We start from the raw sequence: 26,931 nt of genomic DNA, 5'->3' as shown, positions 1-26,931 counted from the left end.
CATCGTAGGCCGACCGCTCCACGTTGGAGACTCCACTTTTCCATCCCGTCATCAGAGCTTCTTGCTCTGAAGCCAGCTGCGGATGACCTGGATGAGTTCCGCCTTGCATTCAAGCGGGAGCCAATGTCCGGCGGGCAGGCTCGTCACGGTAAGGTCTGTGCAGGCCGCGCGCATCGGGTCGCCTTGGCGATTTCCAGCGATGGTGCAGATTTGATCAAAATCGCCGTTGACGAAAAGGATCGGCTGCGAGAGGCGCCCGCCATTGGCCGCTTCGCGGGCGTAGGCGATGTTGGCGTCATCATTTGTATACAGCGCGCAGGGGCCGCGGAAGCCATGAGCCTTGAACGCCTGTACCAGCACCTCGAAGTCCGCTGGGAGCCACAGCGCGGGATTTGGTTTAGTCGGCGGCGCACGATGTGCAGCGCCGAAGCGTCCTCCGTTGCGCGTTACGATCGCCATCGGCGAAACCTTTCCAACGACGTCAGGACTGCCGGGTTGATAGGCCGAAGCAAGATATGCTGCATGGTCTGCTTCAAGATCAGCGACTGCCCCATCAAAGTTCGTCATGTAATAGCGGACGTAGTCCCACTGGCCATCCGGATACTGGTCAGCCGGATAGATCGTTCGATCAACCAGCGACACGAGCGTAGGCAGGCTGTTCGCCTCAGGAAAATACGCCCACGACGCCAGCACAACGCCACGGCTGCGCTCAGGCTCATGCGCGGCCAATGCCCCAGCCACGATACTGCCCCAGTCGTGGCCAACCCAGATCGCAGGTTTGCCGCCAAGGTGGTCGTGAAGCTCCGTCATATCCGCCACGATTTCCTTTATGGAGTAAGCGTCTTTGGCTGCCGGGGCAGAAGAGCTGCCGAAGCCGCGCAGATCGGGAGCGACGCAGCGCCAGCCGCCGGCGGCGAACGCCTCCATCTGGGCCCGCCATATCAAACTGATGCTCGGGAACCCATGCAGGAAGAACATCAACGGTCCGTCGGCCGGTCCGCACTCGAGGTAGTGCGTTGTGTGACGCGGCGTATTGAAAATGCGCGACACCAGCGTTGGCGCGGAGCTAGGCGCACCCCATGCTGCGCTGGAGATCGCGTCCGCGGACATTCGCAGGAGAATGGAACGTCGGTCCGGCATTGGCCCGACAGCAACATCGATCGATTGAAGTACGGCTGTCATCGTCAAATACTCCGGTTGGTCCAATGGTCCTTTAGTGTGTGACCCGGAGCCGAAGATCGACCCCGCTGGAATCCGCGACAACGATCTGAAAACGTTGAAGATATTGAAAAAGTAGCGGGGGTCAAGACTTACGCCGGTCGTGGCCCACGCTACATCAATTTACGAATGAAAATCAATAAGTTGCGCCCTGTCGAAAAGGGGACAAACTTCTCCTTCCACCGCGCTCATATTTCTAATCGAATGTAGCCGCCCACTTGATCCCTTCGCCAGCGATGCCATTAGAAGCAGGTTCATAAAGCGGCAGGATTTTCGGCCGAATGCCGTTCAGACGCCAGCCCCACGGAATCTGGCTCGGGTGCAATTGTCATGTTTGGTCCTTAAATCATCTTCGGTTGTTGGTTTTGCCGTATGCGAAGGCGAACGGCCGCCGCGTTGATTCTCGACTTCGTCGCCAAGCCCATCTGTCGGGATCGCGCTTGCGACGATGTGAACCAGATGTCCTGCCCGTGGCGCGAATGAAGGCAGGTCGACGAGCCATCCAAGCGCTGACGTCAGCGCCGAACAGATCCTCACCGGTCATGTCAATGCGCGCCATCCCCTCGGCCTGAGCTCGGAGCAACAGTCGCGCGCGCTGCGAGCATCGCCGCGCATGAAGCATAAAGCGCGGAGTCGGGGTCCGTGTGGGCAAGCCGCCGTCAGCGCAACGACGCCCCTGTGGCTTTGAGCTATTGCGATCCATTCGCGAAAGCAGGTCAGGAGCGCTTCGGCAGACGGAGCCGACGCTTCAAGTTCATGTGCTCTCTGTGTCAGTGTCCAGGTTGGTCCGCAGCAGCGCTTCGAAAAGCGCTTCTCGCGTCGGGAAATGGCGGAGCAGTGTAGCCAACCCAAAGTCGGCCCGGCGGGCAATATCGCGCATCGATACATCGGTCCCGTGCTCGGCAACGACGTCACGCGCGACTGCGAGGGGGTGGCTGTAATTTTTTTGCGTCGGCTCTCATGAAGCACCTTGATAAATGGATCGGCGGTCCGTATATTTGGATCAGTGATCCGAATAATAAATGGATTGGCGATCCAATAGACGCAACGCTTGCGCGTGAACGGCAACAGACACCCCGCCCGACGCGTAACGAGATGTCATTAGGAAAACCGGCAAGGAACACGAACATGAGCACTGTCAGTATAATCGGCTCAGGCGGCATGGCTGCGGCAATCGCGAGCCTTGCCGTCAAAGCCGGACACACGGTCGAATTGATGGCTCGCGACACCGCCAAAGCGCGGACGTTGGCCGATGCGCTCGGCGCCGGTGCAACGACAGGAACGTTCGCCGCCACCCCGGCCAGGGACATCGTCATCCTCGCCGTTCCATACACGGCAGTTCTGGACATCGTGAAGCACTATGGCGAGAAGCTCTCTGACAAAATCCTCATCGACATCACCAACCCCATCAAATCCGATTTCTCGGGCTTCTTGACCGCTGCCGACAGCTTTGGCGCGCAAGAGATCGCCAAAGCCGCGCCTGCCGATACGGAAATCGTAAAGGCGTTCAACACCCTGAATGCCCACGTCCTCGCCGCTGGCCCAGTCGAGGGCCACCCGGTGGACGTGTTCATTGCTGGAGACGGCGCGCAGGCGAAGGCCCGCGTCTCGGTCTTCGTCGAGAGCCTCGGACTGCGCTCGATGGATGCCGGGCCGCTATCCATGGCGCGGGCGCTGGAACACGCCTGCATGCTTGTGCTCGGGCTCGTTACCCATGCCGTCAAACACACCAACTTCTCGATCGGCGTCAAACTCCTCGACTGAGCGCCCTAATATCCCATTTTTCGCAAGGAGCATTGCCATGCACGTCTTCGTCACCGGCCCCTCCGGCCACGCCGGCTCGTACGTCATCCCGGAACTTATCGCGGCCGGCCACGAGGTCACCGGTCTGGCGCGATCGGACGAGTCGGCCGCCGCGGTGTCCGCGCTCGGCGCCAAGGTGCGTCGTGGCGACCTCGCCGATCTCGATGTGCTGAAGGTGGCAGCTGCGGAGTCCGATGGCGTCATCCACCTCGGCTACAGGGCCGACCTCCTCCGGTCCGGAGGGCTAACCGCCCTGCGCGATTCTGAGCTCGCGATCGTGCTGGCGTTGGGCGATGCGCTGGCCGGCACGAATAAGCCGCTGATCGTGGCGGGCAGCATCGGCGCGCCCTCGAACGCAGGCCGTGCTGGCCGCATCGGTGCGCCGATCAGCCTCGGCCGACCTGCGACGGAGGATGACCCTGCTTTGCCGAGCGGCCCCTTGGACGAAGGCACTCTGGTGTCTCGCAATATCGTGGAAACCACCGTGCTAAGCTTTGCCGAGAAGGGGGTGCGGTCTTCGGTCGTCCGGATTTCTCTCATCGTGCACAGCCCAACCGATCGTGCGGGCTTTCTCGTCGGGCTGACGGGGCTCGCGAAGCAGAAAGGCTTCGTCGCCTATCCTGGAGCCGGCGCGAACCGATGGCCTGCCGTACATGCACGCGATCTGGCATCCTTGTTCCGTCTTGCACTCGAAAAGGGCGCTGCGGGAAAGACCTGGCACGCGGTGGGTAACGAGGGCGTCCCGTTCCGGGAGATCGCCGAGGCCGTCGCCAAGCGCATCGGCCTGCCCGCCAAGAGCGTTCCCGCCGATGAGATGATGGTGCCGGGATATTTCGGCGGCCTGTCGGCGGTGGTCACCGGTGACTTCGTGGCATCGAGCGCCATCACGCGACGGGCGCTCGGCTGGGCGCCTCTCCAGCCCGGTCTGATCGAGGACATGGACAACGGCCATTACTTCCCTGCCGCTTGAGTTGATCTGAGCCTCTCCTCATCAAGCACACCAACTTCGCAATCGGCATCAGCCTTCTCGGCTGAGTGCACTCGCACCAACGCCCTCACCTCAAATCGCTCGCAAGGAGCAGTTACATGCACGTATTTGTTACTGGCGGCACCGGCCATTCCGGTCCGTACATCATTTCCGATCTCATCGCGGCCGGCCACGCGGTCACCGCCTTGGCACGCTCTGACGCGGCCGCAGCGGCAGTGTCCGCGCTCGGCGCCAAGGTGCGTTGCGGCAGCCTCGAGGATATCGACGGTCTCATGGAGGCGGCCGCTGCCTCGGACGGCGTCATCCATGTCGCGCACCGGCAAGACCTCATTCCAACAGGTGGGATCAACGCTGTAGCCGCCGCCGAACTCCAGATCATGCTCGCCTATGGCGAGGCACTGGCGGGAAGCGGAAAGCCGCTGATCGCGTCGGGAAGTATTGGCTCACCTGGGTGGGAAGGCTTGGGCCGACCAGCCACCGAGAAGGATCCGCCCCTTCCTGGCGGCGATCCCTACAAGGGCACCCTGCGGGTTCGTAACATCGTGGAAACCACGGTGATTGGCCTCGCCGAGAAGGGCGTGCGGTCTTCAATCGTGCGGATTCCTGAAATCATGCACAGTTCGACCGACAAGGCCGGCTTCCTTCCGCTGCTGATCGGGCTGGCGAAGGAAAAGGGTGTCGTCGGTTATCCCGGAGACGGTACGAACCGGTGGGGGGCCGTGCACGCCCGCGACCTTGCCACCGTATTTCGCTTGGCGCTGGAGAAGGGGCCTGCCGGATGCAACTGGCACGCGGTTACCGACGAGGCCGTTCCGTACCGCCAGATCGCCGAGGCCATTGGCGAGCGTTTGAAGCTGCCGGCTGTGCCAATTCCTGCAGACGTGCTGATGCTGCCGGGATATTTTGGGTTCCTTGCGAATCTGGTCACGCTCGACACGCCGACCTCGAACGCCATCACCCGCCAGACCCTTGGCTGGGAACCAACTCAGCCCGGCCTGTTCGCCGACTTGGACAACGGCCATTACTTCCCCGCCGACCGATGAGGTGACGACAGGCCGGCTCGTCATGCCGCGCCTGGAGGACAGCAACGTCGTGATGGCGTGATCCGTCCAGGGAAGACGAGCAATACCCCCAGATTCAAAAGGAGACTGCACATGAGCACTATCAGCATCATCGGCTCAGGAAAAATGGCGGCGGCAATCGCCGGCCGCACCGCGAAGGCTGGACACACCGTCGAGGTAATCAGCCGTACCGTGGCCAACGCGCAGGCGCTTGCCGACCAACTTGGAGCCGGAGCCACCGCAGGGACTTACGGCGCGGCACCTGCGGGCGACATCGTCATCCTCGCCGTGCCGTACGCCGGTGCGGCGGGAGCGGTGGCCGACTTCGGGCCAGCGCTGGACGGCAAGGTGATCATCGACATCGCCAACCCCGTCGCACCCGACCTCTCCGGCCTCGTAACGCCCCATGGCAGTTCAGGCGCACAGGAGACCGCCAAGGGCCTGCCCGCCGGCGCGCATGTCGTGAAGGCCTTCAACACGATCTTCGGTCACGTCCTTGCGAAGGGTGGACGCCTCGACGCGTTCATCGCAGCCGACGATGCGGAGGCGAAGAAGCGCGTCTCGGCCTTCCTCGAGAGCCTCGGGCTGCGTCCGTTCGATGTCGGCGGCCTGCACATGGCCCAGACGCTCGAGGCGCTTGGGCTGATGATGATTGGCCTCGCCAAAAACGGCGCCGGCACCTGGGACTTCGCCATGACCGTCGATATCGGCTGAATCACCGACACCGCGTCCTCACGAGCCCGCGATCTCTCCGATGCGTTGGACGAGGTCGCGGCCGGTGATGCCATCGGGGAAGTCCGGATAGTTCCTCGTTAGCGGGATCGATGCGGCCCGCCCCGCGCCTCGGTCGACCACCTGAACGGTCAGGCGGAACCGCGCCAGGTAGAGCGCGGCCGTCAATCCCCGCGGAACCGCCGCCGATGACGAGGCAGTCGATCCGCTGGTTGTGCTGCAAGTGGCCTCGCTCTATCGCGAAGCCCAGGGTCTGAGGCTCACGGCCATTTCGGAGGCCCGCGCCAGTGCTTGTATGTCGATATATTCCCGGATCTTCGTCACTTTGCCATCTCGAACGGTAATGGCGAAGACCCAATCGTCCTTGTAAGGTTTGTTCGTCGCGTCGATTTTTCCCTTAGCGACGCCTACCACCACTACCCGATACCCCTGCGCCACGAATTCGGGGGCTTCGGGTACGTCATTTCCACCTCTTCGACCGCCCTTTTAAGCACTGCTGCCAATTCCCCACGCCCGCGGTGGGTGTCTGCCAGCGGCCAGTCCCCGCCCGGAATGATCCATTCAATATCGTCTGCAACCAAGGTCAGCAGATCGTGCCCGATCTAGTCGGACACGTTGGGTCCCACGAGGCGGGATCATATCGATATTTGCGTCCCGCCCATCAGTCGAACTTGACCAAGTCCTTGAAGATCAGTTGCCCCCAGCTTTTTCCGCGCGCCTGGACCAGCAGCCCACCTTCCGAAAGCCCGCCAAGTTTGATCGGCGCGAAACCGAGATTTTCCGCGAGCGCACCAATCTCGTCTGCGGCAGCGTCATCGTCGCTCGCCAGAAACACGACTCTCCTGCCACCATGCACGGCTGGATCTTGGGCAAGGGAGGCAGCACCCAAATGGTTGAAGCCCTTGACCAATCTCGCGCCAGTGAAGGCTTGCGCGACGAACTTGGACGAAGGCTGTCCCCCCAGTTCCTCAGGGGGCACGCCGTAGGCATTGGTCACATCGATGATCGTCTTCCCCTTCCATGTGGGAAGCGCTTTCGCGACATCCGGAAGCGACTCGAAACGGACAGCCAAGAAAAGGATATCCGCCTTGACGGCCTCGGCGAGTGTCTTGGGAATGATTGTGGGGCCGATCGCTGCCGCGGCAGAGGCAAAACTCTCCGGGTCGCGCGTGGTTGCGACGGATACTTCAACGCCCTTGCGGGCAAACGCCTTGGCCAGGGCCTGGCCGATATTGCCGAAGCCGATAATTGCGTAGCTCATATCTATTCTCCTTGTATCTATCCCGTCCCACGGCGCTCAGTACGATTAATAGAGCGCCGAAGGTCGTGGCGTGGTGCGTCAGAGCTGTGCCAAGCCGCCGTCGACGGCGACTTCGCTGGCGGTCATGAAGCTGCTGTCCGACGACGCGAGAAAGGCGGCCACGGCCCCGATCTCTGCCGGATCGGCCATGCGCTGGAGCGGAGTCATCGCACCGTAGGCCTTCTGACCCTCCTCGCCCAGCGCCTCCTTCGCGAGTTCGGTCGCCGTCGCCCCGGGCGACAGCACGTTTATCCGGATGCCGGTGCCCTTCAGGTCCTCGGCCCAGGTCCGCGCGAGGTTGCGCACCGCCGCCTTGCTTGCGCTGTAGGCAGTGAATCCCGGAGCGCCCGTGGTGCCGGCGCTCGATCCGGTCAGGATGATCGAACCGCCCTTGCCCATCAGCGGCAGCGCCTTCTGGACCGTGAAGATCGTACCCTTCACGTTGGTGTCGAAAGTTTCGTCAATGTGCTTGGCGGTGATCTTACCGAGCGGAAGCGGGCTTCCGGCCCCGGCATTGGCGAAGACGATGTCGAGCGTTCCGCGCTCTGCCTTCACCGCCGCGTAGAGGCGATCAAGGTCAGCCTCATCCGAGACCGAGCCCTTCACCGCGCGGGCATTGGGTCCGAGCTCGGCCACCGCGGCGTCGAGCGCTTCCTGCCGGCGGCCGTAGATGAAGACGAAGGCGCCCTCCTCGATGAAGCGTTTTGCGGCAGCGCGGCCGATACCGGTAGCACCACCGGTGATCACGGCGGTCTTTCCATTCAGTCTAGTCATGTCATGCATCCTTCGTTGGGGTTGCGCGGAATAAAGAAACGTTTAGGGTCAGCGCGCCGACCCGCTTTGTTTGCTACATTGAGGTAGGAGGCCGCGCTCCGCGCTATCAGTGCGGAAAATTGCACAAGCGTGGTGCATAATCACACCGCCTGCATCGCGGGGAATTGTGCTAAAGCACCGCTTCAAGACATCAGCATTGCGATTTGGCCAGGAATACAATGACGATCGACTGGGATGATGTTCGATATTTTCTCGCCGTGGCCCGACATGGTTCCGTCCGTGCGGCCGCGGCCCAGCTTGAAGTCAATCATACGACGGTCCTCAGGCGCATCGCGCAGCTAGAGGCCCAGCTCCATTCGCAGTTGTTCGAAAAGTTGCCCGCAGGCTATCGCCTCACCGAAGCTGGCGAACAGGTCCAGGAACTGGCAGAACAGATGGAGGCCTCGTCTAATTTGCTGGTGAGCCGCGTGTCCGGCCGTGATCAGGCCGTGCGTGGTCCCCTGCGAGTCACAATGGCGCCCACGCTGGCGACACACCTGTTGATGCCTGACTTTGCCTCCTTTACACGACAGCACCCAGAGATCGAGATGGAGATCCACTCTTCTTTGGAAAATGCCAACCTGACAAATCGCGAAGCCGACGTGGCCTTGAGAGTCGTTTTTGATCGCAACTCTTTGCCGCAAAATCTTCACGGCATGAAAGGTCCCGACCTTTCCGTGGGTGTCTATATGTCTCGCGACCTTCTTGCGGCTTGGAAAGACGGCAAGTCTGGCAACATCAGATGGATATCGAAAAACATAGAGGGCGTGCCGGAGTGGGCCCAGGGCGATGTCGTCGAAATTACCGGAGCCCCGTTCCGGGTCCCGGAAGATGCAGCCCATCTCGAGGCGATGCGGCTGGGCCTGGGGATATCGGCGCTTCCAAGCTTCGTCGGAGATGCTGAGCCGTTGCTCGTCAGAGTTCCTGGCACACGTCTCGGCCCCCATGGAACGCTGTGGGTGCTGACACAGGGCGAAACGCGAAAGACCAAGCGTGTCCGCCTGTTCACGGAGTTCATATCAGAGAGACTGCGTGCTCACGCGGGCGTTCTTGCAGGCGACACATCTCGCCAGGATCAATCGTCCAAACTCGATAACCAACGACGAACCGCGATCAGCCTGCAGAATGCGTGAGGTAGAAGATTAATCTGCCGGCTAAATGGTGCATGCCCGTCGGTCACCAGGTTCGCAGCGGCACCCAGTGACGCGACGTAGAGGCGCGGCGGTACTGTCGGAAATTGTTCGGTGAAGGCCCGAAGCGCATCAAATATCTGAGGAATCGGATAAAGCGCGTCGAGCACGATTCTCAACTCGGCCTCCAGGCCGCTGGCTAGGCCGCGTGCTTGTTCGCGGAACGCTCCCGCTTCTTCAGCAATACGACGCGCTCGGGTCACTAGTGCGCAGGCGGCCGGTTGGTGCTTCCCGTGGCTTCCACTTCCACGCTTTCGAACAGCGCCTCTGTTGCCATTTGCAAACATCCACTATATCTATCGGATCACTGATCCAAATATAAGGATCACCGATCCTTTTAGGGCGAGATATGCGAGCCGACGCTAGGAAAAATTACGACCATATTCTCGCGGTCGCGCGTGACGTCGTCGCAGAGCACGGCGTCAACGCATCCATGCGCGATATTGCCCGCCGCGCCGGCGTCGGGCTGGCCACGCTGCTTCGTCATTTCCCGACGCGGGAAGCCTTGTTTGAAGCGTTGGTGTGTACGAAGCTGGACGCACTGACGCAGAAGGCAGACGAGCTCGAAACGTCAGCCCGGCCTGACGAAGCACTCCTGTCTTGGTTTCGCGAATGGATAGCATTCGCCCAAGGCCAGAAGGGCGTTGTCGCAATGATGGCGGCCGCACATACGAACCCGGATTCCGCCCTTTATGCTTCATGCGCTGCGGTGCACTCAGCGAGCGCGCGATTACTGGCCCGTGCTCAGGGAGAAGGCAGGGCGCGCGCCGACATGAATGGGGACGATCTGTTTGGCTTGATGTCGGCGCTTGGATGGCTCGTCGACTTACCTTCATTTGCGCCTCGGGCCGACCATCTCACTCACATTGTCGCGAGCGCCATCCTGGCTAATCCGTCGAGCAACGATGTTGAGAAGGCAGTGTATTGAACAACGTCCGCGTCTAACGGTCGATGCTCGCCCTCAGCCAAACGGGAACAGGCCGCCCGCTGCGCAACCGTAGAAGATCTACCTTTGTTCCAGCCGTGGAGACTACTCAACGCGTACTGAGGAGAATATGATGACCAAGAAGACCTACCACGGCTCCTGTCATTGCGGTGCCGTCGCATTTGAAGCCGCGATTGATTTCGAAAAAGGAACGACGCGCTGCAATTGCTCAATATGCAGCAAGGCACGATTCTGGTTCGCGATCCTGCAGGCCGATGACTTCAAAATAGAAAAGGGCGAGGATAACCTGTCCGACTACACGTGGATTCCGCCCGGCAAATCAAAGGCAAATCTTCACTATCGGTTCTGCGAGACCTGTGGTGTCCGCACATTTGGACAGGGTGACAAGGAATCACTCGGCAGATTCTACGCAGTGTCTATCGCCGCGTTGGACGATATCGGGCAGGACACCGACCAAATTGCCAAGTCGATAAAATATGTCGATGGCCGCCACGATGACTATGAGCACGAGCCGGCCGACACGCGCCTCCTGTGAATGTTGTTGAGAGCAAAATAACTGCGACTGGAGATTGTGGAGATAGGCAACAGCGCGCTGCGCATCAACGGCCGCCGCCGTTAGTCCCGCGGGGCCGCCGCCGATAGCGAGGCAGTCGACCCGCCGGTTGTGCTGCCTCGCCATCCTGAGGCTCAGGATCTGGGGCTCGCGGCCGTCTCGGAGGCCCGTGCCAGTGGCTGCGTATCGATATACTCACGGATTTTCGTCAGCTTGCCATCTCGAACGGTGATGGCATACTGCTGCTGTCGACCCCAGCAGAATATCGGTGCATGGCTTTGCTGGAAGGTCGCGCTCCAACCTAGAACCTGGATGGGCCTCGACAAACGCTCGATCCGCAAAGACGGCCGGTAAGGACTGGGCGGAAGGCCTTCTCGAAACGCGAGAAAGTAATCTTATCGGCCCGAACAATCTCAAGCCCATCACTGGACACCCGTAGAGCATCGCCAAGTTCTGTTGCTTAGCTGCGCGAAACCTACCCACAGGCCAGCTGGCAGCGCGGATTTTCGGCGCACCTCCCCCGCGTAAGGCCCAATTCGTCCGGCATATTATTTTGGAGAAAATATTTAAATCGCGGAAAATGCAGCAGAGTCAGCGGCATGCAGTTTATCAGAAAATTGATAGTGTTGCCGGCCTTTGAAAGTGTTTGCCAAGTGCGGAGGGATTTTATCTTTCCTGCATTTGGAGACGAATTATGAGACCGCTGAGCGAGGCGATTGCTGCAGTAGGCAAACCAATGTTCTTACATTCCGTGGGAGAAGTGTCCTCACCGAAAGCGATGGTTGCTCGATTTTGTCACAACGGCGGTGATTTCGACATTGCTGCATCAGATATCGTGCGGGTTACGATCAATCTACAAGATGGCGTCCCCGTCCGCCATGAGACGGGGAATGTTCCGCCGCGTTCCTATATTGCGGCGGTCGGCAACGTCTCAGTAGTGCCAGCACACCAACGCACCCAGATTGCCGTGCGAGGCAAGGCAGACTTCTTGCAACTATTTCTTCGTGAATCATTTCTAGATGGGGCGGTGGAAGGGCAATTTTCCTGTCAGGCGTTGTTCAATTCTCATGATAGCGAACTACAGGCGACGGTGATGCAAATCTTCGTTGCAGCGACACGCGGCGAGCCGGACGATTCACTGCTGCTCGAATCGGGAATTCATCGTATCGCGGCCCGCTTGTTAGACCGTACCAGCCATGAGCTGATCCAGCCCACCCGAGGAGGCCTTGCTCGGGCGGCTCGCCGTCGAGTCAACGACATGATCACTGCAGCCACGGTGCAGTCATATGTCCGGCCTATTTGGCGCGGTCTATGCTCGAAGCCATCATTCTTGCCAGTCGCGTCCAATCTTCGGGCGCCTTGAGGCAAAGGCCAATCCACTTATTATGATGAGAACCATACCGGCCAGTACAAAGTTGTAGGTGAAAGTAATGTTGTCACTGAAATCAGCGACCCACGGAATTACAAGGAGAACCATGCCTAACAAGACCTTCACCCAATCGGTCCAGATCTCCGGATCAAAAATTCCGGACATTGAGACGATCGCAAGTGCCAGTCCGGCGATCGATCCGGCAACCTCTATCATCGTCGACGCCGAAGTCTGAGGTAGAAAAATGGGAACGACCCAAGGCGCTGCGGCTATATAGATTCCAAGGATAAGACTTAGCCAGTTCTGCCAACGTGGTTCATTCATTGTAGTCTCCATTGCTAGAACTATGCCATCCTAATGCATCGGCTATTGGCGTTATTTGAGCTGAGTCAAATATTCAGCCGTCATGCTTTAATTTATCGAAGATAGACTGGCATCGAACTTTCTCGCTAGCGAACGGCGCTCAATCGTTCTGTCCACATTGTGACAAGGGTGTCATGCGGATGTGCCGTCACGACGCGCTCGCCTGACAGCGGGACACAAGCGCGCAGACGAAAGGGACACAATCGGCGACCCCTGGGTCTATATCTCCATCGGCGGCGGAGCCGGCTGTGGGAGTGGCTCGGGGATCTCCGTCATCGTCGCCTCGGTCAGCAGCAATATGCTGGCAACAGAGACTGCATTCTCAAGTGCGACGCGTATAACTTTGGTTGGATCGATAATGCCTTCCTGCAGGAGGTCGACGTAGCGATTGCGGGCGGCATCGAAGCCCACGACTCCCTCGCTTTCGAGCATCCTGGCAACAACGACTCCGCCGTCCACGGCCGAGTTTTCGGCGATCTGCCGCGCCGGAACTTCGAGCGAACGCTTCAGGATCTGAACGCCTGTTCGCTCATCCCCTTCGCAGGCCTCCTCTTCCTGGCTTATAGCTTTTATGCATCGCAGCAGCGCGAGCCCGCCACCGGGAACGATGCCTTCCTCGACCGCGGCCTTGGTGGCATTGATCGCATCGTCGAAGGCATCTTTCTTGGCTTTCACCTCCGCTTCCGATGGAGCGCCGACACGAATGACGGCCACGCCGCCGGAAAGCTTGGCAAGCCGTTCCTGCAGTTTTTCCTTGTCGTAGTCGCTGGTCGTCGTTTCAATCTCGTTGCGGATCTGGTCGCTGCGTCCCTTGATGGCCTGTTGCGTGCCGCCGCCGCCGATGATCGTCGTCGTGTCCTTGTCGACGACGATGCGCGTTGCCGTGCCGAGTTGCTCGAGGGTGACCTTGTCGAGCTTGAAGCCGAGATCTTCAGAGATAAGTTGAGCCCCGGTCAGGATCGCCAGATCCTGAAGCATTGCCTTGCGGCGATCGCCGAAGCCGGGAGCCTTGACTGCACAGTTGCGGAACGTTCCGCGGATCTGATTGACAATGAGGGTAGCAAGCGCTTCTCCCTCAACATCCTCGGCTATGACGAGAAGCGGCCTGCCAGATTTGGCGATTTCCTCAAGCAAACCGACCAGATCGCCGAGTGCCGAGATCTTCCGGTCGAAAATAAGGATACGGGCATCTTCCAGGATGGTCTCCATCTTTTCAGAATCCGTCGCGAAATAAGGTGAGATGTAGCCACGATCGAACTGCATACCATCTACCAGGTCGAGGCGGGTTTCCATTGTCTTGGCTTCCTCGACGGTGATTACACCTTCCTTGCCGACCTTGGACATGGCCTCGGCGACGAGCTTGCCGATGGCTTCATCGTTGTGAGCCGAGATGGCCGCGACCTGCTGCATCTCCTTATCTGTCGTCACCGGCTTGGAGATATCGTGCAGCGCCTTGACGGTCCTGCTGACCGCGCGGTCAAGGCCGCGCTTGAGATCGATGGCGCTGGCACCAGCCACCACATTTCGATGGCCGTCCGCCAGGATTGCATGGGCGAGTATAGTCGACGTACTCGTTCCATCTCCGACCATTTCCCCGGTTTTCTCGGCAGCGGCGCGCAGCATGCGCGCCCCGAGATTTTCCTCTGGCTCTTTCAGATCGAACTCTTTGGCGATTGTCACTCCATCGTTGCAGACGATTGGAGCGCCCCATTTCTTTTCGATCAGCACCGACTTGGAACGTGGACCGAGCGTGATGCGAACCGCATCCGCCAATCTGGTTGCACCTAGAAGAACCTTGCCCCTGGCTTCCGCATGGAAGAAAACTTGTTTGTGTGCCATTTCCCGTCTCCCGAAGTGGCCATGAGATCGCCTGACGGCTCATCAGTATTCGGTAACACACATTCGCCGGAATGAATTTGACCGACGTCAACGAGCACATGGGCAGGAAATGGGTAGGGCAGAGAAGATTGATCTTCCGCAATGCAGTCCAGTGCTTACGACTTTAGGCCTTTGGTTTATCGAAGATCGAGAAGGCCACAGTGAAGGCATTGTTCATGACTACAATTCTTTCTTCGGCAATGAGGAATTGCGCGGTATCGGGGCGATATGTTCATGCACCGGACCATCCGTTCCGGACAGGCCGCTATCGCGAACGCATGAAGCCGGTTGGAAAGTTCGACCCGTGGTGTGCAGACGCCAAACTCGGGATTCGGGATTTCTCTCCGTCGCCGATGATCGACGGCGCCTAGGTCAGTTAGCCACGATATCAGCCGCCGGACTTTGGCTCTGCCTAACTCCCAGGCGTCATGGAGCTCCGAATGCCGAGAAAACTTGCGGCTCAATATAGGCCGAATACCGCAAGCTGTGCCTTGACCAATCCCAAAATCATTGACGGATAATACAGGGCGATGCTGATTATTCCCGCTGCCATGGCACCGAGGGTGACGAGGAGCAGGCGTAATGAATAGAGCCTTGTGCCGGCAAGTGTTGCCAGGGTGATTTTTGTTAGAAGATTGGCTGCGGCGGCAAGAGCAATCCCGTATGCAGCTGAAATGTCGCCGATTTGCGCCGGAACCAGCCTCGCCACAGTTAATGTGATTGCATCAAGATCGCCAAGGCCGGAGACGAAGGCTACCGCGAGGAAGGACCTTGAACCCAGTGTTGCGAGCGCGGCATGCGTTGCTAAGCTGATGATCATCAGAATGCCGGCGAATCGAAGGACAACCCATATTTCCAGCGGGTTAGCCGGAATGAAGTCGGGCAGTCCGACGTTATTGCGCCAGGCGCTGCCGAGACTGCCCGCCGCAAGGACCGCTGCTGCAGGTAAAAGGACGGTAACTAGTATCTGTGCGGTCTGTGGCGCAATTACAGCGCAAAGCAGTAGTGTGCGTGTCAGGGATACCGCACCTGCCGCCATAGCTCCCGAGGACAGAGTAGTCGACAGCTGCGGCGCTCGGCATGACTGCCGAGCAAAGGAGAGCGTAACTGCAGTAGAGGAAACAGCGCCTCCCGCGATGCCGGTCACAATGATACCAGCCCCGGAACTCATGAGCTTTATCAGGACGTAACCGACAAACGAGATGAGCGCGACCGATATCGTCATGACCCATAACTCGAAGGGATTGATCGCTCCCCAGGGATCGAGGGCTCTGTCGGGTAGAATGGGAAGGACGATAACGGTCATGGAGAGCAGGATCAGGGCGGCGCGAAGCTCGAGCCACGTCAGCCTTCGCAAGAATCCATGCAATGGCTCACGAGCGGCCAGTAAGACAGTAATGGCAACGGCCGCGGCCGCCGTTGCCGTCATGTCGGCGACAACCGCTCCCAGTCCAAGTGCGAATACGGCGAGCGCGGCAATGACACCTGTGGCACTATAGTCGCCTTCCTCCGCTGCCTGCATGTAGCTGAAGATGATCATCGCAACGCTGAAGACGAGAAAGATCGCTATCGGCAAGAGGGGGCCAACAGCCGGATAGAGGAAGCCACAAAAACCGCCCAGGAAGCCGGCGAGTCCGTAGGTTCTGATCCCGGCCGTTCGTTTGCCGGCGGGAGTCTCACGCTCTTGCCAACCGCGTTCGATGCCAACGAGAATGCCTATGGCGAGAGCCAAACTTAGGCGTTGGAATGCTTCCATTGTAGTCATTGTAGCAATCATGGTCGCTGACCTCATTTGGCATGGCCCGCTGCTAGCTTCCGTGCCGTTTCGTGGGGTAAGCCGGGGCCTGGAAAGAAAGCGGATCAGCGTTCCGGCCGCATCCGATGCATGCCAGAGTTTCGGATCGTCATTTTACGATGAGAAAACGCCGATGGCCGTCCCGAAAAATTCCAAGCAGCAGCAGAGTTTTCTGTTTCTGGGCCAGGTCGGCAACCACCTGTGGTGTCGGGCTGAGCTGTTGATTGACACTGACGATTACATCGCCGGTTGTCAGTCCGGCTGCCGCCGCTTTGCCACCATCAATCAAGGCCGACACCAGCGCTCCCTCCACCTTGCCGTAAGCATCGGAATCGGATCCGAGCCTGTCAAGCGTGACACTCTCCAGCAATCCCTTTCCTTCGACTTCGGCCGGAACAGGCAACTGGTCTTCCGGAAGCGTCGCGCTGAGCGTTGCATCTAGGTCGACCCTACCGGCTGGACGAAGCAGCGACAGCCTCACAGATGTTTTCGGGACGTAAGACGATATCCTCGCATGCAGTTCGCTGGCATTTTTAATCGGGGAATCGTTAACGGCAATGATGACGTCGCCGGGTTTTATTCCCGCCGCTGCACCCGCCGATCCCGAAATGACATCGTTGACCAATGCGCCAATGGATACATTGATCCCCAGAGCTTTCTCGAAGTCTGTATTGTTGTCCTGCACTAGAACGCCGAGGTGGCCGCGGCGAATTTCACCATGGTCAATCAGTTGTTGCATGGTCCCTCTCACCGTGTTGATCGGGATGGCAAAGCCGATGCCGATATTGCTGCCTGAGGGGCCGATGATGGCGCTGTTGATGCCGACAAGCTCTCCGTCGAGGTTGACAAGTGCGCCGCCGGAGTTGCCGGGATTGAGCGAAGCATCGGTTTGAATGATGTCCTGATCGCCTTCAACTCCAAGCTCGGCTCGGCCGAGCGCGCTGACGATTCCGAATGTGACGGTCTGGCCGAGGCCGAAGGGGCTGCCGATGGCGGCGACGTAGTCGCCGACCCGCAGCTTACTGGAATCGCCGAAATGCACGGCGATCAGCCCCGGCGCGCTGATCTTTATGACGGCGATATCGGTCTCGGGATCGGTGCCCACCACCCAGCTGTCATATGTGGAGCCGTCGGCAATCGTAACCTTGATATCGGCAGCGTTTTCAATCACGTGGTTGTTCGTCAGAATATATCCGTTGCCCGCGTCGACGACTACGCCAGCTCCCACGGTCTGGGAAATGTGCATCACCGCCGCTGCCTCCCGGGAGGCGCTCTTCGATCGCTCTTCTTGAGGCACAATCAGCAAGCCTTCATCGCTCGACGTTTCTTTCGAGCGGACGGTTATGCTGACAACACTCGGCATGACCGTCTGTAGCATCGGTGCCAAAGAAGGCTGCAAGGGCGCAGCGCCGGCTTGATGAAAACCGACGAACAACAAAGCAGCTAGAATAGCTGTGGTGAGGCCGCGGCTTCGGAAGTTCTGATGAAGACCGCCGATAGAGACGAATACCGTCCATGCTTGTGTTGCCGAAAACCCGGACATCCTTGCCGTCCTTCTTCCTGTAAAAATTGCAAAATGACGTGAAGGAATGCGGCATGCATTGATCAGGCGCAAATATCCTTCATTGCAAGCGAACGGGATAGTCGCCGACTTTGATCTTCATCAATGCATTTTGTGTTTTCTGATGCGCTACTCTCGGGATGGCTATCGTCCAACAAGCGTTGCCGCTAGATCACCGGGAGGAATTGATATGTCGATGAAGATTTTGATCGCTACGGATGGTTCGCCTCATGCGCGAAAGGCGGTTAAAATCGGATCGGAGCTCGCCAAGGGGCGGCATGCAGAAGTTCACTTGGTGCATGTCATGCTTTCTGGTGAGTTGGATGACGATCTCCAGCGCATGATCAGAGTCGAACATCTCGACGGCCTGAGGATAGTTGATGACCCCACGATCCCACCCGTCGCTGCGCCCGGCTTTCCAATCGCTTTTCCAATCACAGATCCTGGTGCCTCGTATCGGGCCATAGAGGCGATTGGGACAGATATTCTCAAACGTGCCAAGTCTGCGGTCAATGCGCATGGTGTCGATCGCGTCTCAACCCATCTTTTGGATGGGAATCCGGTCGAGGAAATCATGAAAGTGATCGAACGAGAACATCCCGACCTTGTCGTCTGTGGTGCAAGGGGCCTTTCCAGCCTGTCGCAACTCGTTCTCGGCAGCGTGTCCACCAAAATCGCCCAGCGTTGCTCTGCGACTTGCATCACCGTGCATTGATGCCGTGGTTATGGCACCAAACGACCTGCATGGTCCGGGTGACGGCGTATGCCAGGCTCTGGGAGACGTTTAGGGGAAAACAAGTTCAATGTTTGCCGAGCAGCTCATGCTCGTAAAGCTGGTCCATGCTGAGGGACGCGACCTGCGTAAACGAGGTCTGGTTGCGGACATGCCCGTCGCTAAGGATGACGATGTCGTCGCAGAACGAGATCGTGCTGCGATGATGACTGATCACGATCGTCGTCCGGCGACCGGCACGCAATTTTAGCGTCTCGACGATGGCAGCTTCCGACAAACCATCCATGGCGTTGGTGGCCTCGTCCAGAATGAGGATATCAGGATCGCGCACAAGTGCCCTTGCCAGCGCGATCCGCTGCCGCTGTCCGGCCGACAGGCTGGCGCCCCGATAGCCGACGAGGGTTTTGTATCCATGGGGCAGCGTTTCGATGAACTCATGCGCCTCCGCAAGCCTGGCGGCATGCTCGGCCTCCGCGGGTGAGGCATGCAGTCCATAGGTGATATTTTCGAGGATAGTGCCATCAACCAGTTCAAGGTCCTGGCTGGCGAGCGCGAGCCGGCTTCGCCATTGCGCGGGTTCGATACGGCTGAGTGGAAATCCGTCGATCAGAATCTCGCCCTCGTCGGGTTCGACAAAGCGGCAAAGAAGGTTGACGATCGTCGTCTTTCCCGCACCGGAGCGGCCAATGAGCGCGGTGGAACGACCGTGGCAGATCTGGAAGCTGGCGGAGTGCAGCACCACCGGGCGCGCGGCAGAGCCCGGATATTTGAAGGTCACACGGTCGAATCTTATCTCCCGGTTCAGCCCATCAGCCGGCGCGTCTCCCGTCGGCGGACGCGGCTTGTCGGAGGAATCCAGCAGCCAGCGGACTTCCTCCAGCGATCCACTCCAGCCTTGCACCTGGCTCCATGCCTGCTGCAAGGCGCGCACATGCGGCTGCAGTCGGTAGAGCAGGACCACGAAGGCCACAATGATCGGAAAGCTGACGCCCCAGGCCCAGGCGCTGACGACGACCGCGAGGAAAAGTGCGGAATGCAGTACCTCGGTCAGTGGAGGCAGCGCGCCCTGACGGGTCTGTAGAATGAAGCCCGCCTTTCTGACGGCGTTCGATGCGCCGTCGAACACAGCTTTTTCGCGCGCCTCCTGGCCGAAGATGCGGATCAACCGTCCGGCATGGACGAGGTGCAGCATTGTACTGGCGAGTTCGTTGTTGAAGGAGGTGACGTTGCGGCTAGGCATCTTCAAGCTGGCGGAGAGGCCGGCATGCGCGACCTGGACAAGGATGAGGCCGACCGCGACGCAGAGTGTCATTTGCCACGACAACAGCAGCAGGAAGGTAAGCAGGATGATGCTCGCAGATGCGTTCACGATCGCAGCAAGCACCGTCTGTATCGCGTCCGATGCCCGCCAGGATTCATTGGAAATGATGTTTAGCAGCCGACCCGGACTTTCCTGCAGGAAGAAGGGATATCCGATCTTCAGGAGCTGGTCGGCGAGCGCGCTGCGGATCGCATGGCCCGCCTTGCCGTAAACAAAGTTAGTAAGCGCGGTATTTGCAAAGGCGATAATGTTTTTCAAGGTGATCAGCGCCAGGATGCAGGCGGCAATCGCCATCATCCGCTGCCGATCGTCCATGCTTGATCCAATCTGCTGGAAGAGAGCGGAAAGTCCACCCAGTCCCGTCGGGTCCTTTTGACCGCCGATGATGCTGAGCATCGGAATGATGAGGCCGATACCGGTGCCCTCAAGCACGGCGCTCATCAGGCCGAACATGACGACGACGGGTAGAAGGCGCATCTGTCGGCCGAGTGCTTGTCGCAGGAGTTGCAGACCCGGCAGGAGGAGTTTCAGCATAAAATCTCACCTCAACGAGCGGGTTGCCTGTTTGATTTGGTCCGGTTCCGGCGATCGGGGCAGCTTCATCACGGCATGTCGCGCGAATTCGACCGCTCCGAGCAAATTCATGTACACAATCGGCCAGTGGGACAAGGAAACTTCCGGATCGAAGCGCGATCCGCCCCACAATTCCCACCAGGCCGAGCGACAAGTCCAGCAGAAATGGCGCAGCAGCCACGGTGCCGTGAACAGGTGCTTCAGGCAAAGGCCGCCGTTTCCGAGGCTGTAGCTGCGATGAAGCCCTTCGATCGCTTCGCGTGTGCTGCGCCCGTGATTGTGCAGGACCGTCATATCGGGCACATATTCGATCGGGATGCCAAGCTGAAAGGCGCGGACAAGGTAGTCGGTATCTTCCGCCGATTGCAGGGCGCTGCCGGCACCGAAGCGCTCGTCGAAGCGGCCAACCTGCATGGCGACTTCCCGGTGCATCGTCATGTTGCAGCCCAGGACGAAGCCGCCTGGATGGACATCGGGCGTAAAACGGGCTCGGTGCGGCGATCGCTTGATCGTAAATGGCAGATCGAGCGCGTTGCCCAGTTCGACGCGGCCACCTCGGACGACACAGCGCTCTCCGTTCGCGTAATGTCGCTCCAGGTCCCGTAAGTAGTGCAGGTCTATTTCGCAATCGTCGTCGATGAAGATCAGAATGTGCCCGCGAGACCGCTCGATCCCCGCGTTGCGGGCCGCGGCCAAGCCGCGGCGGTGTTCCACCAGCGGCGTAATCGTCATGCTCGACGTCGCGGCGATGCGGGCCAACCGCTCGGCGGTGTCGTCGGTCGAGCCGTTGTCGACCACCACCAACTCACTTGTCATGGAGGCATGCGCGCGACAGGCCGCTTCGATCGATCGGATGCAGGTTTGAAGCGCTTTGGCGCGATTGTAGGTGCAGACGATGAAGCTGGCCGTGGGATCTCGACCGGTGGACGGGTGAGGAGGCTTTGCGGACGGCTGCGCGCGCTCCCGCGTGATTTCTGAACGCTCTCCCGCCATGTCAGGTAAGCCCCTGCAGCGGCAGCACGCTCCTCGCCGGCACTGATTGTCGGTATCTTGCCAGGGCGTCGAGACGCAGGCTCGCGTCGCTCCAGAGGCGGCTGCACCAGGGCGCATGGGTGGCGGCGCGAAGCCCATATCGCTCGCGACGCCGTATCCTGTGCCATTTGTCCGTCTGCGTAAGGAACTGATGCGTCAACCCGGGCTGCTTCTCGTCGGCGATGAGCTGGTAAAGAAAATAGAAGAAGCACATCAATCCTTCCTCATGGCTCGCGGACGACCGCATGCCGCGCGCGGTGATCCTCCCTTCGATGGAGAGGAGACAGTCGGCGACACGCCGAACCGTGTCCGGCGTCACTGTCGTGCCGATAGCAAGAAACGCATCGGGATCGTCGATCAGGGATTCCCGTTGGAGATTCTCGGCGGCGATCTTCAGATGTGTCCGGCGCATCGGCCGCCTGTGCTTGTTGGTGACGCTCTCGTCGTGAACGCGGTAGGCAACGAGGCTCTCATCAATCATGGCCGCAGGGAATTCGCGGGTAATACGCCGGAACAGATCGAAGTCTTCCGCATGCACATAAGTCGCATCGTAAGTCAGCATGTCCGCTGGAATGACGTTGCGATTGTACATCACGGTCGAATGCATGAAGACGGTGTAGAACATCGACAATACATGCCAGTCAGCCGATCGATGGATCGGATTGGGCGTGCCGCGCACGACGCGATCGCCGATGAGCCGGTCGACGCCCGTGCCGCTGATTCCGAGCCGAGGCTGTTCCTGGAACAGCGCAATTTGGCGCGAAAAGCGGGTTGGATAGGCGATATCGTCGGCATCCATCCTGGCGATCAGCTCGCCTTTGGCCATGGTCATGCCTTCGTTGAGGGTCGCAATAAGCCCGCGGTTCTCGCGCGAGACGACGCGGAGCCGGCCATCGGCCTCCTGATAGCGTCGCAGGATGTGCAGCGATCGATCGGTGGAACCATCATCGATGGCAATGACCTCGAGACGCTCGTAATCCTGCCGCAGGACGCTTTCCAGGGCGGCGGCGAGATAGGGTTCGCCGTTGTAGACGGGCAGTAGGACAGAAACCAGTGGAACGGACATTCTTTAGCTCGCGCACCTATTGGAGATCGGAAGTTTGGACGGCGTCGCCGCGATAAAGCGCCGTTTCGAACGTCTTCGCGCCGTGCCGTTGTTCCCGCGGCTCGCCGGCTGTGGCGGTCGACGGAGCAAGCGACGGATGGCTGCGCGCGACATAGGGAAAATAGCGCTTGAGGTTGTTCAGCGGCTTTTCGAAAACGAACCATGAGATCGAGGCCAACGCCAATGTGGCAACGCTTCCGACGATCAAGCGGCCGAAACCCTGCTCGGAGACACGAACCGGAATCCAGGATTGGGCCTTGACGATCAGCGAAAGGACGATCGGATGGAACAGGTAGATGCCGTAGCTTATCCGCCCGACGGCGGTGATTGGCGAGAGTTCGAGCAGCCGGCCAAAGGGAGATCGAAAGCCCGAAGAGCTGCAGCCGACCAGCATAACGAGCGGAACGAGCGGAAAGACCTCCGAGCCGATCCAGATCACCCAATCGAGGATCGGTGTTATCGGATCGGGTCTCAGCCACAGCGCCACGGTGGCTGCGGCCGCCAGGGGTATCCAGCTCATCCGCATCCATTGCGGCCAGGCCTGTGTTCTCTGGCGGTAGGCCGCAAGCAAGGCACCTCCCGCCAGCGCGTCCATCGAGGCCGAAGGGAGCAAGTCCCGCATCAGGGAGGGTGTCCCCGTCAGCGGCCAACAGAGGCGATAGGCAAGCGAACAGGCAATGACGGTGATACAGATCTGTTCAATAAACCGGCGCGGCGCCAGTAAGATCACCAGAGGCCAGACGATATAGAACTGTTCCTCGATGCTGAGGCTCCAAGTATGGCACAAAACCCAGGGTGTCCATTCGTTGTGCAGGGCATACCAGTAGTTTGCCAAATAGAGCACGTGCCATTTCAGACTGCCGCGAGCACCTTCGAGATTGACGAACCACACCAGCGCCAGAACAGCGAAATAGGGAGGAAATATGCGCAGCGCGCGGCGGATGTAGAATGCTTTCAGCGCCGTCATAGGCTGATAGCGGGCATCGGCTCGTGCTTCCAGCAGCAAGCGCGTGATCAGGAAACCGCTAAGCACGAAGAAGAGCCGGACGCCGAGATGACCCCAGATGGAGCCGTCCGCCGCAAAGAAATGTGCATATAGCACAGTGGCAACGGCAAGAGTTCTCAGGCCGTCCAATTGGCGGTCGCGTGCACTCGACATAGACACCCCCGGCTTTCAGCCTTTATCGGACCCTCTCCTCGACAGCGCTGACTCCCCGGTACTCTGCCGCTTGTGTCTACGGTTCTTTTTCCGCTGCGCATGGATCGATGAACTGCCAAGCAATCCGGCCAAACCTGGGCTGTTCTGAGCTGATAGGGCAGTGGTCGATCCTATGTTTGAAATAATGGCCAAGTTTTCTAAATTACGGAAATGTCCCCTTTCGTAGGGCCAAGACTTTGTCATTCACCATGCAGACCGGTCCGCCAGTGGCGGGGGCGGATCGGGGTGCCGCACTGTAATGTTGGGCGTGCCTTACTTCGGTCAACCCCGTGCCTGCATAATACAATTACTGAGGGTTTTCAGAGGTATCAGACATTCCTGAGACTGTAGCCGCCGGCATACTTCTCGGCCCGTTCCGCCTTTTTTCCATTTCTGGTGGACTACGTTCGATCTATTCGTTTTAAGAGTTGTTTTTCCGATTGCTTATGGATTGACAACTTGACATCGCGTTCGGGACTGCCGTGAGCTGCCTTACCAGCCATAGCTGAAGGTAGCACCACTGCCGTTATCCCCATCCTGCACCACGTCAGTTTCAGTATTCCGTCCATACTGGAAGATGCCATAAGCATTGTTGTTGCCGTTCTGCCGCAAGGTTGCGGAATGACCATTGCCCCGCTGCTGGATGAAGCCGAGATTGCCCCGCCCAGCTTGGGCGATGCCAGCCGCGTTACCCCGGCCCAGCTGCCGGATGTCGGCGTCTTTCAGGCCGCGGTAGAGCGAATAGAAGCGCAGTCCGGTTGAGAAAAGACCCGCATCCTCGGCATTGTCCGGCGCGAGGTTGAACGAAATCCGGCCGCCGGCGTGGGCTGGCATAGACAAGGCTGCTTGCCCCAGGCTCCCGGCCAGAAGAGTGATGGTAAGGATCCTAAACACGTTGCGGGTCATCCTGATCTCCATTTGCCGGCTGCCTTGGCCGATGATCAACTTTCGCATCTTTAAGCTGAACCCAGTCGAAATTGACCGTTCAGTTGTCGTTCAGTCGTTTCGGCCTGATCGAAAGCAAAAGGGCGCCAGAAACCGGCGCCCTTTTGAGGGATTTGCAGAGTGTAGAGGCCGATTAGTTGCCGCCGATCTGCTTCGTGCAGCTGAAACTCTTATCCCCGATCACGACATCCAGCGTCGCCTTGTACTCGTTTCCCTTGGAGTCGAGCGAGACGGAACCAAGGATTGCCGCATGTCCGGCTGTGGCATCAAAATCGCCACTCTGGTTGATCGTGGAACTTCCACCGTCTCCTGATTTATCGACATGGAAGGTGTAAGTTCCGCCGACATGCTTGTCGGCGTGGACGAGCGCATCCAGTCTCACCATACCTGCTCCAGGCGTTACTTTGATTTCGCAAAGCTGCGCTTCGTCAGATTGGTTGGCAGTCGTCATTGCCGCAATGGCGCCGACGGGAAACAGGACCAGCGCGAGAATCGTCATCAGGCGGCGTGGATGTTTGACGCTATTTGGCATGGGTCGTCTCCCCTAATGGTTTGCTGCTGCGATCTTGACCTCTTTCACGTCATCGCGCAGCTGCTTACGGGCAAGCCTGGACGAAGGCCGCAACATTGCCGTTGCCGCCCTGACTGACATTTGCGTTGCAGCCACGGCCGACCTGGACGCCAGCCGCGATGTTGCCATTGCCGTCTTGGGTAAGGATGGTCGTGTGGTTGGAGCCAAACTGGCCGATGCCGGCTATGTTGCGGTTGCCGTTCTGATAGGTGGCGCCGTAGTTGTCATTGCCTTCCTGACCGACTGCCGAAAGGTTGTGGCGACCATATTGATGGCCGACAATCCGGTTGTAGCCACCGTTCTGGTAGGTTCTGATGCGGTTTCCGTACCCTTCCTGCGCGCCACCGGCAGAGTTCGACCAGCCATATTGTTCGATACGCACATCGTTGGCCATGGCGGGGGCTGCGGCGGTGAGGCCAACAAGAGCGACGAGTGCGGTTGCAATGAAAGACGTGCGGATCATGACTGTGTCTCCTCAGGCGGATAGGACCGCGGTTGAACGTCCCTCTTTTAGACGCTCCCTTTGGAACGGAAGCTGAAGGCACCATTCAGTCGGGGTTCATTCGCAGAGATGGGATAGACGCTCGGCCATCCGCGGCAGCACGCTTCGCTCTGATGGTTATTGCCGATCTGATCGAAGCTTCAGCCAACCAGATCGACAGGCTCGAGCGCGCAATTCTCGTGGAGGCCAAGCGGGACGAGAACATGCATCGGTTGACCGCGATTCCCGGCCTAGGCGCCATTATGGCAGCGACCAGCAAAGCGCTTGTGCCGGATCCCGGCGAGTTCAAGTCGGCGCGCCGCTTTGCCGCCTGGCTCGGATTGACACTGCGGCCGCATTCAAGCGGAGGTAAGGAGAGGCTGGGACGAATATCGAAGATGGGAAATCCGGAACTCCGGACTCTTCGCGTCGTCGGGGGCAACCGCCGTCTTGCGGGTCGCCCGAAACGGCAATCGGACGCGGCCGTGGTTGAGGGCGCGTCTGAACCAGGGCAGACCCTATCCGCGGGCCATTCCACATATGGGGGCAAGGTCAATGCGGTATCCAGCGCGGTTTTGATCCATGTCAGTTCACGCAGGCTGAATGGCTTGAAGCGGCACAGGTCATCGATTTACGCAAACGCGCACCGCGTCAGCGCCCTTGACTCTTGATATATGCAACGAGATCGGAGATTTCGGAACGCGTGAGCGAAAGATTTATCATGCGTGAATGATGCGGGTCCATCAGGAAGGCTGAAAGCGACGCCCCGTCAAAACGTTTCGACTCGCCAATCTGGGCGAACGTCGGAACCCGGTCCGAGCCGTGCTGCTGTCCGGATGCCACGACGTGGCATTCAGCGCACCAGCGCTCGGCAATCCGCTGGCCATTAACGCGATCAGCCGCCGCGCACTCGCCAAAAAAGAATTCCATGAAGAGAATGGCTACAACGCCCCAACATGCCCGAAACGTAGGCTTTGATCGCATCTGCGCGCCCTTCCCGCTTGGTGCAACTGCAACTTGGTAGCAGCGCACGCCATTATGGCACCGGAGTCCGTATTAGAACAGTGAAAAGTGTTTGAGACGACAGTTGCTCCTCAATCCGCGCGGAACGAATTTGACGATTGGGCCAGAAAAATCATCCAGAATATTCCCCATCTGCGGAACGTATATGGGGCCCGCCCAATCGCAGCAGGTTTGGCAAGACAAGATTCCCGGTCAAAACTGCTGACGTATATCCAGCTTCCTGTCGCGGCGCGTACACCATCGTCGCGAGCCTCGATGGGTTTTCACCGCTTCCACTTCAATGCCCCGAAGACATCGACGCGACGACACATCAGGCTTGAAAAGCGACGGGAGTGACCGTTTTGCATCTCCTGCCGTTCGCTGCAATATTCAGATGTGT

Annotated in this window: 27 protein-coding genes and 2 pseudogenes; 10 read left to right on the top strand and 19 right to left on the bottom strand. The window is 59.1% G+C overall.

Annotation, left to right across the window (positions count from 1 at the left end):
* Positions 1-51 precede the first annotated feature (51 nt).
* Both FHT29_RS22200 and FHT29_RS34550 read right to left on the bottom strand, forming a co-directional pair.
* A complete protein-coding gene (locus FHT29_RS22200; protein WP_246703074.1) occupies positions 52-1,182 on the bottom strand; it encodes an alpha/beta hydrolase in 1,131 nt (376 codons plus the stop codon).
* Between the two features lie 790 nt (positions 1,183-1,972).
* Positions 1,973-2,098, bottom strand: a complete 126-nt coding sequence (locus tag FHT29_RS34550; protein ID WP_246703073.1) for a helix-turn-helix domain-containing protein — start codon at positions 2,096-2,098, stop codon at positions 1,973-1,975.
* A gap of 248 nt (positions 2,099-2,346) precedes the next feature.
* Between FHT29_RS34550 and FHT29_RS22190 the strand changes: the two genes are divergently transcribed.
* The 4 genes from FHT29_RS22190 (at position 2,347) to FHT29_RS22175 (ending at position 5,784) form a co-directional block, all read left to right on the top strand.
* A complete protein-coding gene (locus tag FHT29_RS22190; protein ID WP_047557509.1) occupies positions 2,347-2,982 on the top strand; it encodes an NAD(P)-binding domain-containing protein in 636 nt (211 codons plus the stop codon).
* 37 nt (positions 2,983-3,019) lie between these two features.
* Positions 3,020-3,991: an SDR family oxidoreductase gene (locus FHT29_RS22185; protein WP_037200545.1), complete on the top strand. Its 972-nt coding sequence runs from the start codon at positions 3,020-3,022 to the stop codon at positions 3,989-3,991.
* Positions 3,992-4,107: 116 nt separating this feature from the next.
* Positions 4,108-5,052, top strand: coding sequence for an SDR family oxidoreductase (locus FHT29_RS22180; RefSeq protein WP_047557512.1), 945 nt, complete (start codon positions 4,108-4,110; stop codon positions 5,050-5,052).
* A gap of 111 nt (positions 5,053-5,163) precedes the next feature.
* Positions 5,164-5,784 carry an NAD(P)-binding domain-containing protein gene (locus FHT29_RS22175; RefSeq protein WP_047557515.1) on the top strand — a complete coding sequence of 207 codons (621 nt, stop codon included), beginning with the start codon at positions 5,164-5,166 and terminating at the stop codon, positions 5,782-5,784.
* An 18-nt stretch (positions 5,785-5,802) separates the two neighbouring features.
* Here the strand turns inward: FHT29_RS22175 and FHT29_RS22170 are convergent, their stop codons facing one another.
* From FHT29_RS22170 to FHT29_RS22155, 4 genes and pseudogenes are all read right to left on the bottom strand, one after another.
* Positions 5,803-5,970, bottom strand: coding sequence for a hypothetical protein (locus FHT29_RS22170; RefSeq protein ID WP_156143697.1), 168 nt, complete (start codon positions 5,968-5,970; stop codon positions 5,803-5,805).
* 66 nt (positions 5,971-6,036) lie between these two features.
* Positions 6,037-6,392: pseudogene (locus FHT29_RS22165) on the bottom strand (nuclear transport factor 2 family protein); the annotation flags it as partial.
* A 71-nt stretch (positions 6,393-6,463) separates the two neighbouring features.
* Positions 6,464-7,069, bottom strand: coding sequence for an NAD(P)-binding domain-containing protein (locus FHT29_RS22160; protein ID WP_280951448.1), 606 nt, complete (start codon positions 7,067-7,069; stop codon positions 6,464-6,466).
* 72 nt (positions 7,070-7,141) lie between these two features.
* Positions 7,142-7,876: an SDR family oxidoreductase gene (locus FHT29_RS22155; protein ID WP_037200552.1), complete on the bottom strand. Its 735-nt coding sequence runs from the start codon at positions 7,874-7,876 to the stop codon at positions 7,142-7,144.
* Between the two features lie 218 nt (positions 7,877-8,094).
* Between FHT29_RS22155 and FHT29_RS22150 the strand changes: the two genes are divergently transcribed.
* The 3 genes from FHT29_RS22150 to FHT29_RS22140 all read left to right on the top strand — a co-directional run bounded on the left by FHT29_RS22150 (position 8,095) and on the right by FHT29_RS22140 (position 10,586).
* Positions 8,095-9,048 carry a LysR family transcriptional regulator gene (locus tag FHT29_RS22150; RefSeq protein WP_047557519.1) on the top strand — a complete coding sequence of 318 codons (954 nt, stop codon included), beginning with the start codon at positions 8,095-8,097 and terminating at the stop codon, positions 9,046-9,048.
* Positions 9,049-9,454: 406 nt separating this feature from the next.
* Positions 9,455-10,033, top strand: a complete 579-nt coding sequence (locus tag FHT29_RS22145) for a TetR/AcrR family transcriptional regulator (protein WP_047557521.1) — start codon at positions 9,455-9,457, stop codon at positions 10,031-10,033.
* 130 nt (positions 10,034-10,163) lie between these two features.
* The gene (locus FHT29_RS22140; protein ID WP_037200557.1) at positions 10,164-10,586 is read left to right on the top strand and encodes a GFA family protein; all 423 of its coding nucleotides are present in this window, start codon (positions 10,164-10,166) and stop codon (positions 10,584-10,586) included.
* Positions 10,587-10,738: 152 nt separating this feature from the next.
* Here FHT29_RS22140 and FHT29_RS34545 read toward each other — a convergent pair.
* Positions 10,739-10,843: pseudogene (locus FHT29_RS34545) on the bottom strand (nuclear transport factor 2 family protein); the annotation flags it as partial.
* A 455-nt stretch (positions 10,844-11,298) separates the two neighbouring features.
* Between FHT29_RS34545 and FHT29_RS22135 the strand changes: the two are divergent.
* A complete protein-coding gene (locus FHT29_RS22135; protein WP_131512048.1) occupies positions 11,299-11,967 on the top strand; it encodes a hypothetical protein in 669 nt (222 codons plus the stop codon).
* On the opposite strand, the gene FHT29_RS22130 is transcribed toward FHT29_RS22135, so the two are convergent.
* From FHT29_RS22130 to FHT29_RS22115, 4 genes are all read right to left on the bottom strand, one after another.
* A complete protein-coding gene (locus FHT29_RS22130) occupies positions 11,929-12,297 on the bottom strand; it encodes an SPW repeat protein (protein ID WP_168600132.1) in 369 nt (122 codons plus the stop codon). The two genes, FHT29_RS22135 and FHT29_RS22130, sit on opposite strands and share 39 nt — an antisense overlap.
* Before the next feature lie 258 nt (positions 12,298-12,555).
* Positions 12,556-14,175 (bottom strand): chaperonin GroEL, encoded by a 1,620-nt coding sequence (gene groL, locus FHT29_RS22125; RefSeq protein ID WP_047557523.1) that lies wholly within the window; start codon positions 14,173-14,175, stop codon positions 12,556-12,558.
* A 499-nt stretch (positions 14,176-14,674) separates the two neighbouring features.
* Positions 14,675-15,991 (bottom strand): DUF4010 domain-containing protein, encoded by a 1,317-nt coding sequence (locus FHT29_RS22120; RefSeq protein ID WP_080760563.1) that lies wholly within the window; start codon positions 15,989-15,991, stop codon positions 14,675-14,677.
* Between the two features lie 127 nt (positions 15,992-16,118).
* Positions 16,119-17,552 carry a trypsin-like peptidase domain-containing protein gene (locus FHT29_RS22115; protein ID WP_052212308.1) on the bottom strand — a complete coding sequence of 478 codons (1,434 nt, stop codon included), beginning with the start codon at positions 17,550-17,552 and terminating at the stop codon, positions 16,119-16,121.
* Positions 17,553-17,760: 208 nt separating this feature from the next.
* Here FHT29_RS22115 and FHT29_RS22110 point away from each other — a divergent pair, with 208 nt between their 5' ends.
* Complete coding sequence (locus FHT29_RS22110; RefSeq protein WP_047557525.1) at positions 17,761-18,285, top strand: universal stress protein; 525 nt, start codon at positions 17,761-17,763, stop codon at positions 18,283-18,285.
* Positions 18,286-18,370: 85 nt separating this feature from the next.
* Here FHT29_RS22110 and FHT29_RS22105 read toward each other — a convergent pair whose 3' ends face one another.
* The 7 genes from FHT29_RS22105 to FHT29_RS22075 form a co-directional block, all read right to left on the bottom strand.
* Positions 18,371-20,158, bottom strand: coding sequence for an ABC transporter ATP-binding protein (locus FHT29_RS22105; RefSeq protein WP_047557528.1), 1,788 nt, complete (start codon positions 20,156-20,158; stop codon positions 18,371-18,373).
* A gap of 6 nt (positions 20,159-20,164) precedes the next feature.
* Positions 20,165-21,190, bottom strand: a complete 1,026-nt coding sequence (locus FHT29_RS22100; RefSeq protein WP_047557530.1) for a glycosyltransferase — start codon at positions 21,188-21,190, stop codon at positions 20,165-20,167.
* A gap of 1 nt (position 21,191) precedes the next feature.
* Positions 21,192-22,295, bottom strand: a complete 1,104-nt coding sequence (locus tag FHT29_RS22095; protein WP_047557532.1) for a glycosyltransferase family 2 protein — start codon at positions 22,293-22,295, stop codon at positions 21,192-21,194.
* 16 nt (positions 22,296-22,311) lie between these two features.
* Positions 22,312-23,493 carry an acyltransferase gene (locus tag FHT29_RS22090; RefSeq protein WP_047557535.1) on the bottom strand — a complete coding sequence of 394 codons (1,182 nt, stop codon included), beginning with the start codon at positions 23,491-23,493 and terminating at the stop codon, positions 22,312-22,314.
* Between the two features lie 531 nt (positions 23,494-24,024).
* Positions 24,025-24,438 (bottom strand): curlin, encoded by a 414-nt coding sequence (locus FHT29_RS22085; RefSeq protein WP_047557655.1) that lies wholly within the window; start codon positions 24,436-24,438, stop codon positions 24,025-24,027.
* A gap of 172 nt (positions 24,439-24,610) precedes the next feature.
* Positions 24,611-25,009: a curli-like amyloid fiber formation chaperone CsgH gene (gene csgH / locus FHT29_RS22080; protein WP_047557538.1), complete on the bottom strand. Its 399-nt coding sequence runs from the start codon at positions 25,007-25,009 to the stop codon at positions 24,611-24,613.
* Positions 25,010-25,073: 64 nt separating this feature from the next.
* On the bottom strand, positions 25,074-25,511 hold the full coding sequence (locus tag FHT29_RS22075) for a curlin (RefSeq protein WP_037200572.1): 438 nt from the start codon (positions 25,509-25,511) through the stop codon (positions 25,074-25,076).
* 152 nt (positions 25,512-25,663) lie between these two features.
* Here FHT29_RS22075 and FHT29_RS22070 point away from each other — a divergent pair, with 152 nt between their 5' ends.
* A complete protein-coding gene (locus FHT29_RS22070) occupies positions 25,664-26,200 on the top strand; it encodes an IS110 family transposase (RefSeq protein ID WP_051964222.1) in 537 nt (178 codons plus the stop codon).
* Here the strand turns inward: FHT29_RS22070 and FHT29_RS22065 are convergent.
* Positions 26,181-26,459: a c-type cytochrome gene (locus FHT29_RS22065; protein WP_092576737.1), complete on the bottom strand. Its 279-nt coding sequence runs from the start codon at positions 26,457-26,459 to the stop codon at positions 26,181-26,183. The genes FHT29_RS22070 and FHT29_RS22065 overlap by 20 nt on opposite strands.
* Positions 26,460-26,931 lie beyond the last annotated feature (472 nt).

The sequence above is a fragment of the Rhizobium sp. SG741 genome (assembly GCF_012275435.1).
Classification (GTDB): domain Bacteria; phylum Pseudomonadota; class Alphaproteobacteria; order Rhizobiales; family Rhizobiaceae; genus Rhizobium; species Rhizobium lusitanum.
Note: the sequence above shows the minus strand (reverse complement) of the source record. Positions and strands in the feature narration are given on the sequence as shown.